This window comes from Acinetobacter sp. NIPH 2699, from assembly GCF_022549355.1.
Taxonomy (GTDB): Bacteria; Pseudomonadota; Gammaproteobacteria; order Pseudomonadales; family Moraxellaceae; genus Acinetobacter.
In genome coordinates this window covers 66,057-72,794 of the sequence record NZ_JAKZGL010000018.1, presented here as the reverse complement: position 1 = coordinate 72,794, position 6,738 = coordinate 66,057, and the positions used below count along the sequence as shown (strand labels likewise).

Annotated in this window: 7 protein-coding genes; all 7 read right to left on the bottom strand. The window is 38.0% G+C overall.

Annotated features, from left to right (window positions below; genetic code table 11):
- Positions 1-197: 197 nt before the first annotated feature.
- The 7 genes from MMP72_RS14505 to MMP72_RS14475 all read right to left on the bottom strand — a co-directional run bounded on the left by MMP72_RS14505 (position 198) and on the right by MMP72_RS14475 (position 6,731).
- Positions 198-1,112 carry a hypothetical protein gene (locus MMP72_RS14505; RefSeq protein ID WP_241405972.1) on the bottom strand — a complete coding sequence of 305 codons (915 nt, stop codon included), beginning with the start codon at positions 1,110-1,112 and terminating at the stop codon, positions 198-200.
- 20 nt (positions 1,113-1,132) lie between these two features.
- Complete coding sequence (locus MMP72_RS14500) at positions 1,133-2,263, bottom strand: toxic anion resistance protein (RefSeq protein WP_241405970.1); 1,131 nt, start codon at positions 2,261-2,263, stop codon at positions 1,133-1,135.
- Positions 2,264-2,275: 12 nt separating this feature from the next.
- A complete protein-coding gene (locus MMP72_RS14495) occupies positions 2,276-3,052 on the bottom strand; it encodes a tellurium resistance protein (RefSeq protein WP_241405969.1) in 777 nt (258 codons plus the stop codon).
- A 177-nt stretch (positions 3,053-3,229) separates the two neighbouring features.
- A complete protein-coding gene (locus MMP72_RS14490; protein WP_241405967.1) occupies positions 3,230-4,222 on the bottom strand; it encodes a putative solute-binding protein in 993 nt (330 codons plus the stop codon).
- A gap of 156 nt (positions 4,223-4,378) precedes the next feature.
- The gene (locus MMP72_RS14485) at positions 4,379-4,801 is read right to left on the bottom strand and encodes a PaaI family thioesterase (protein WP_241405966.1); all 423 of its coding nucleotides are present in this window, start codon (positions 4,799-4,801) and stop codon (positions 4,379-4,381) included.
- Positions 4,802-4,832: 31 nt separating this feature from the next.
- Positions 4,833-5,816: a fatty acid desaturase family protein gene (locus MMP72_RS14480; protein WP_241405965.1), complete on the bottom strand. Its 984-nt coding sequence runs from the start codon at positions 5,814-5,816 to the stop codon at positions 4,833-4,835.
- Between the two features lie 117 nt (positions 5,817-5,933).
- Positions 5,934-6,731, bottom strand: coding sequence for a PaaX family transcriptional regulator C-terminal domain-containing protein (locus tag MMP72_RS14475; protein WP_241405963.1), 798 nt, complete (start codon positions 6,729-6,731; stop codon positions 5,934-5,936).
- Positions 6,732-6,738 lie beyond the last annotated feature (7 nt).

Below are 6,738 nucleotides of genomic sequence, written 5' to 3'. Positions count from 1 at the left end.
ACTCAATCGGACTTTCTAAACGTTCTAAGTAAGCTTTTAATTGCGTTTTAATATTTTGATCTAACATCTATGTCTCCAAATTCTCAACAATTCAAATCGGCTAAATTCATTCAATGAGGCTATAGTACGCAAAAGCACTAAATAGGTAAAACAGTATGTTTTTATTAGTTCGATCGGATAAACCGAATGTGAGTTAACTACACATCCAATTTTTGCGTGATTCGCTGACGCCTATTTTTTAAATGTTTTGCTAGCATATAGAAAATGCTACTTAGGCCGATGACAAGTACAATCAATGCCCATAAGATGACATTGACGATTTGTGAAATCCATTGTGCTTGTTGAGCACGCTCATCTAATACCTGCGTCGTTGCCGTCACGCTTCTACCGTAAAGTTGCTGTTGCATCACCCATAACTGTTCAGGCTGAAAGTCATATTTATTAAATTGAGTTGGATTATTTTTTTCAGCGTCAATCAACTGATTTACATAGACATTTGCTGTCTTGCGGTCTACCGATGGATGTAGCAATGCCACTTGAGCCAATACATACGCCTTTTCCGTTGGAGAAATATTACTTTGCTGTAAGTCTTGAGCGATTTGACTCTCAATAATATTGGTTCGATAGCTCATCCATTGTTGATATGCTTGTTCGGTATCATTACTCCAATCATATTGTAGGTAACTTAGACCTGACCAAATGAGGATAAAAGCAATCAACCACGCTACAAAACGTTGCGTCCATGATTGAAAACGGCGTTGAAAAAAACGCAGTTTCTTTGCCCAATACACAAACAGAAATGCACCAATCAGCGCACCAAAGACTTTGATCAATAACCACCCTACCCACGACAACAAATTAAAGAAATAATCAATAGGCTCTTTAAAAGGGATTAAATCTTGGACGTGATAAGGTAAATCTAGAAACTGGATATGTGTAGAAAGATCAAAGACACGATAGACCATCTCTTTTTGAAAAAACAATGAGACAGCGATAACCAAGACCAAGGTCATACTTAGAAAAAACCATATCATCAGATGACTTTGGCGCTTTGCTAAGATCTCTAAACGTTGCTCTATCGGTTGAACACTAAAGTCATCTATGGGTGACAATGATCTTTCCTCTTATGACATCAAGACTTTGGTGGATTCCGGCCACTATTTTCGAGTACCAAATGATTCAGATTATCCTGCAATGCACGTAACCGAGTTGTGGCTTCAGCACGTTTTTGCATGCCTTCTTTTTGAATCTGAATCACATCGTTCACTGTATTAATGAGGGTGTTTTGCACATGTTCAAGGGTTTCAACATCGATCACTGAACGTTGATTGGCTTTAGCCGTGTCCACTGAGTTTTGGTGCAACAATTCAGCATTACGGCGCAATAACTCATTGGTGGTGTCATCAATTGCTTTAGCAAGTTGCACACTATTTTTTTGTTCTTGTAGCGAAATAGCCAAACTAATCTGATTTTTCCACGCAGGTAAAGTAATATTTTTGATCGCATAAAACTTGTCAACCAACATTAAATTATTGGATTGAATAATACGAATCATTGGCAACGTTTGCATGGCTGAATGTTGCAAAACCTGTAAATCGCTGACTCTCTTTTCAAGATTATTGGCCAAATGATTTAAATCATAAACTTTTTGCGTTGTTTGTTGATCTTGCTCTTGTACGGTTAAAGTTGAGATTTGCTGTTGGATATCATGTTGTTTCAACTGACCAGCCGCGATATAAACACCGAGTTGTTTATATTCTTCTTGTACAGCATCAAACATTTTATCCAGCGTACCTACACGTGCTTTCAGGCCAGATTGAGAACTTTCAATCTCTTTGACCAACGCATCGATCTGCTCTTTTGTGGTATTGAAATGCTGATCAAAGCTTTGTTTAGCATTCTTAAATTTACTCAATATCCCACCAAAAAAACCTGAACTTTTTGATTTATTTAAGATACTTGAAGTATTCAGTTGTTGGGCAACCTGCACCACTTCATTTAACTTTTGCCCAGTTGCATCCAAATCTTTATTTTGTACAAGACTCAACAACTCATCAGTATACGTTGAGGTTTTGCTGGCAATATTCTTTCCATACTCAGCCACAACGGTAGTACTGATGTCATTCAGTTCTTTATGCGCACTCATCACTTCGGCGAAGTCTTGTGGTTGCAAACCTAACTCTTTTAAATTGAGTTGCTCAAATCGCTGCTCTTGATTCACAACCAGCTCATTTGATGACGGTATTAACTCTGAATTTGACATGATATTCCCCTCTTATTTCTGTAATGATTTCTTCAGATTTTGGATTAAATTTTCTCTGCTCTTGTCGAGCTGTTCAAGTACAACCGCAGAATTTGACTCACGACTTTGCTTTAAATGATATTGCCATGCAGGAATTAACACTTGCTGTGCTTCTTTGAAACGATCTAATAGACTAAAAGATAAATGCTGAGACAATTGCATTTGTTTCATTGCAATATCATTGCTGGTCTGTAAGGTTTGTAAGGTATTAATTTTTTTTGAAAGTCGCTCTACAAAATGATCAAGTGTCTGCTGCTTACTAAATTCTGGATATTCGCTTAAAAACTGTTGCGCCGCCACAATATATGCGGCCATTTGCTCTCTTAAACCCAGCGCTTGTTGTAAACGAGATTGTGATTTTTGAATTTCAATCTGTAGTCTTTGGCTTAAATGATTGGCTTGCTGAATAAGTTGATCTAGATCTTTGACATATTTGACTTGACCAGCATCATATTCAATATCAATACCCAACCACTTTTGTAATGCATTGAATTTTCGGCCACCTAAATATTTTTTTGATCGCGACAATTGCTGAATGATTTGATTAATCACTTCGCTGAGTTGTTGATTGAGTTTGGGATCAACCCCATTCAACAAAACACTTTGCGCTTGAACCAAATGATCGGCATAGTGATTCAAACGATGCGGATCGTTAAATAAAGGCAATAAATCATTACGTTTAATCGCTAAAATATGTTCTTGATTTGATTCAATTTGCGATAAAGGAGTAAGGTCAAGCGGTATAGTCATATCTGTAGAAAATAGTCAGAACAAATAAGTTTGAACATCCGTAGTTGTAGCATGTTCTGACCTTTTCGCATACTGAAATGTTGTTATGTTTTTAAAACAAACTTGCGTAAGAATTATTAAAAAAACCTTCTAAATTACAAGAAATAAAGAAGGTCTTTCACATATTTAAATGATGCTTTATTCATCGTTCAAAGCACATTCAAAATTATTCGGATTTTGTTTACAACGAACCTTTTTCAAAAAGTTCATCATTTTAGGATCATAAATACCAGCTTTAGTAAGTGAAATACGTGCCTCACGCATCATTTTCATATAGTTTACTTGCTCTTCAGGTGATATATGCATCCAATACTTTGTTGGAATTTCTTTCTCGTATTGCTCAATGATCTTGTATGTTCGTCCTAATTGACCTGCAACCCACTCACGAGATTTTTGTCCAAAACCTTCAGGAAATTTATCTCTTCGAATAATAAAATTAGCTGAAATTTGTGTCAGTGGAAGTTTTACAATCCCTCCTTTTTCACCTAATCCCTTGTGTAGCTCAAGAGGCTTATACGCAACGATCGGTGCTGGAATAATATCAATTTGATGATTATTAAATTTTGGTCCAGCACTCGTTACATCGACAGATACAGCTTGAGCACCAACTTGAGCAACAAGCTTTGGTTGAGCTTCGTCATAAGCAAACACACCAATTTTCTTACCTGCGGCTTTGGCTAAGGTATCAATACTTCGGTCTGATACAAATAAATATGCTGGGCCAATTGTACCTAGCCCCGCAATCTCATAAGGGCCATTGATCATGGTCTTCGCAGCTTGCGGCTTTGATAGAATTTGATACGCAAGAATTGCTGTCTTCAAATCTGTTAAAGCACCGATTGCATCTAATGAACCAATATACTTATTAAACTGCCGTCCTCTTAACCCACTGATAATTGCTCCATCGCATTGTCCAACTTTCAAATTTTCAGCAGCAATTCGTTCATCAACATAGGCTCGCAATTCGATATCAGCGCCCCATTTCTTTGCTTCAAGCGCATAATCTTTAGCTAATGCAAAAGCATCACCAGATTTACCAACTGGATCAAATACACAAACCGTTTGTTTTGCCTGAACATTCATAGCGAAAGCAACGAAGGTTAGGCCAATGAAGACTTTTTTAATTGTCATCTCTTTCTTCCTGATTAGAGTGTCTTATATCATCATGACACCTTACTCATTGACATTATCCTATGACATGATTGCTATTTTTTATGGATTCACAGTCAACCACTTCCCATAAATCATTATCTTTTAGATATTTATGTATAAATATTGATCTTATTATTATTTAAACAAATGTTGTGGTAATGCATACGTTCCAATCACATGTGCTACAGGTTCTTCATCACCTACTGAGTATAGCCATACTTCGCCTGTGACCAACGTTCGACCTACTTTGATTAACTTACACACAGCTCTTATATCTTTATTTCCATTCGGTTTACGAAAAAAATTTATGGTCATATTCGTGGTGACTGCCATGGCAACCAATCCCAAATGTCCCATGATCGCCACATACAAAACGAAATCAGCCACTAACATCAACGTCGGCCCTGAAACAGTCTGACCAGGACGCAAATCATCCTGATCGATTTGATATAACAACTCAGCACCTTTTGGTGTAATCGCTGCAATGGTACTTTTTCTAAGTGCTTGTGGAAACTCCTGAGCTAAAAACTCAATAATTTCATGCTTACTAACAGCCATACGTCCCTCAAATGATATCAACATTCTATTTTCAATCTGCTTTCACTGAAAGCTCATTTAACACTTGCCAATAGGTCGGTGGTTCAGAAACATGTCCACGCTCACGCAACATTTGATGCATTTTTGGCAATTTAAAATAAGGAACTGTCGCCATTAAATGATGTTCTTTATGATAATTCACATGGATTGGTGCAACTAAAGCACGCGCAAGATAGCCCGCCTTCGTAGTACGTGTATTGGTTAAAGCACTATTACTGGTCGGCATTCCTGCATGTTCTGCCATCGAACGTACCCGTAAAAATAATGGAAATGGGGTTAAATAAGCCACGACCCAAAGCGCATAAAGTTTAGGGTGACCTGCTGCCCACAATGCTGAGAATAAAGCAGCATTGGTTGCGATCGCCCCACCACTATTTTTCAAAAATGCTTTTGGATAATCTGACCAATGTCGCCCATCTTGAGCAATCCAACGACGGTCATTTGAAACCGTCCATTCCATTTTCTCAATATCCATCAATACACGTCCAACAGCAAACTTAAATCCAGTAATTCCTGAAAGATCACGGATGAATTTACGCATTAACGATTTCTTAGACGTTGGAAAACCAGTGACCAATGATAAATCAGGGTCAGCTACGGTCGAGGTTTTACTATGATGGCGCATGTGATGTGCACGATATTTATGTAAATCATTCCAAATTGGGCGAGCACATAACCAATCTGTTACAGTGTCATTCAGCCATTTGGTTTTAAACAAACTTTGATGTGAGGCATCATGCATTAAAATTGCCAAGGCTAATTGACGACCCGCCAAGATCACCAAAGCTGCGACACAGAGCAATAATTTACCCCATGACGGCAGATATTCCCAAGACGTTGCTACAGTAACAAACGTTCCACCAATCACCGCCCATGTAGACAATACGGCCCAACCACCATGTACATCTGATTTAGCTGTTAATGCGGTGATTTCTTCTCTGCTGAATAGATCACTCATTGCGACACGTGTATTCATATCCCTGTCCATTTATTCTATTTCTGTAAAATACATAAATTATATTTTTATTTTAAATCATGTAATATTTCTGTCAATAAATTTAAACTGTATTTTTTGTAATATTAAAATAAATAACTATAGCGTGCTTCCCTCATAGAACTTCGCCCATAGCGCCAAACCTGTTTGGTCAAGCTGCTGAACACTAGATGCGAACTGATCCCGAAGTTTTACATCAACAAAATCTTCGGGTAATAATGGATCATTCATCAATAGAGAAATGGTCTGACGACCCAACAATAGAGAATCTCTGGTCGCATCGTCCAACTCTAACTGGTTTACGGTCATTAACCAGTCTTGAATCATCTGACTATATTTCTCATAATTTTGATTGAGGGTCTGTGTCGGCCATAAGTTGGGAATACTGGCCAAAGTAGCGGCATCAAAATGATTAATCTGACCAATCTTGGCACTGCTTTCTAAACCCTTCGCCTGTAATGCCAGAACAAGATCCTCAAACGAAACCGCAAGATTATCAGGACGAATATAAATACCCTGTTCTAACGCTCTAAAACCAAAATGTTTTAATGCTCTTTCACGACGGTTCAATGCGGTACGATCGACACGCCCCAATTCACCAGTAAAAACGGCTAGATATTGATGATTCCATACTTTGGTTCGTTTAATACCGCTCTTACGGTTCAACATGACATCTGCCCATTCATGTGACTGGGCTGTGAATTGATAAACACCCCGCTCAATGGCTTCAATCACGCCCTCAGCAGATAAACGCGTGACGGCAACACGAATACTATTTTCACTAATTTCAAATAATTTAGCGGCAATAATAATCTGCTTAATCGAAATCTCACGACCTTGCGAGCCTAAAAGTAAGTCAATAATTAAATCACGGGCATTCAGTTTCACTATCGTCATATTGCTA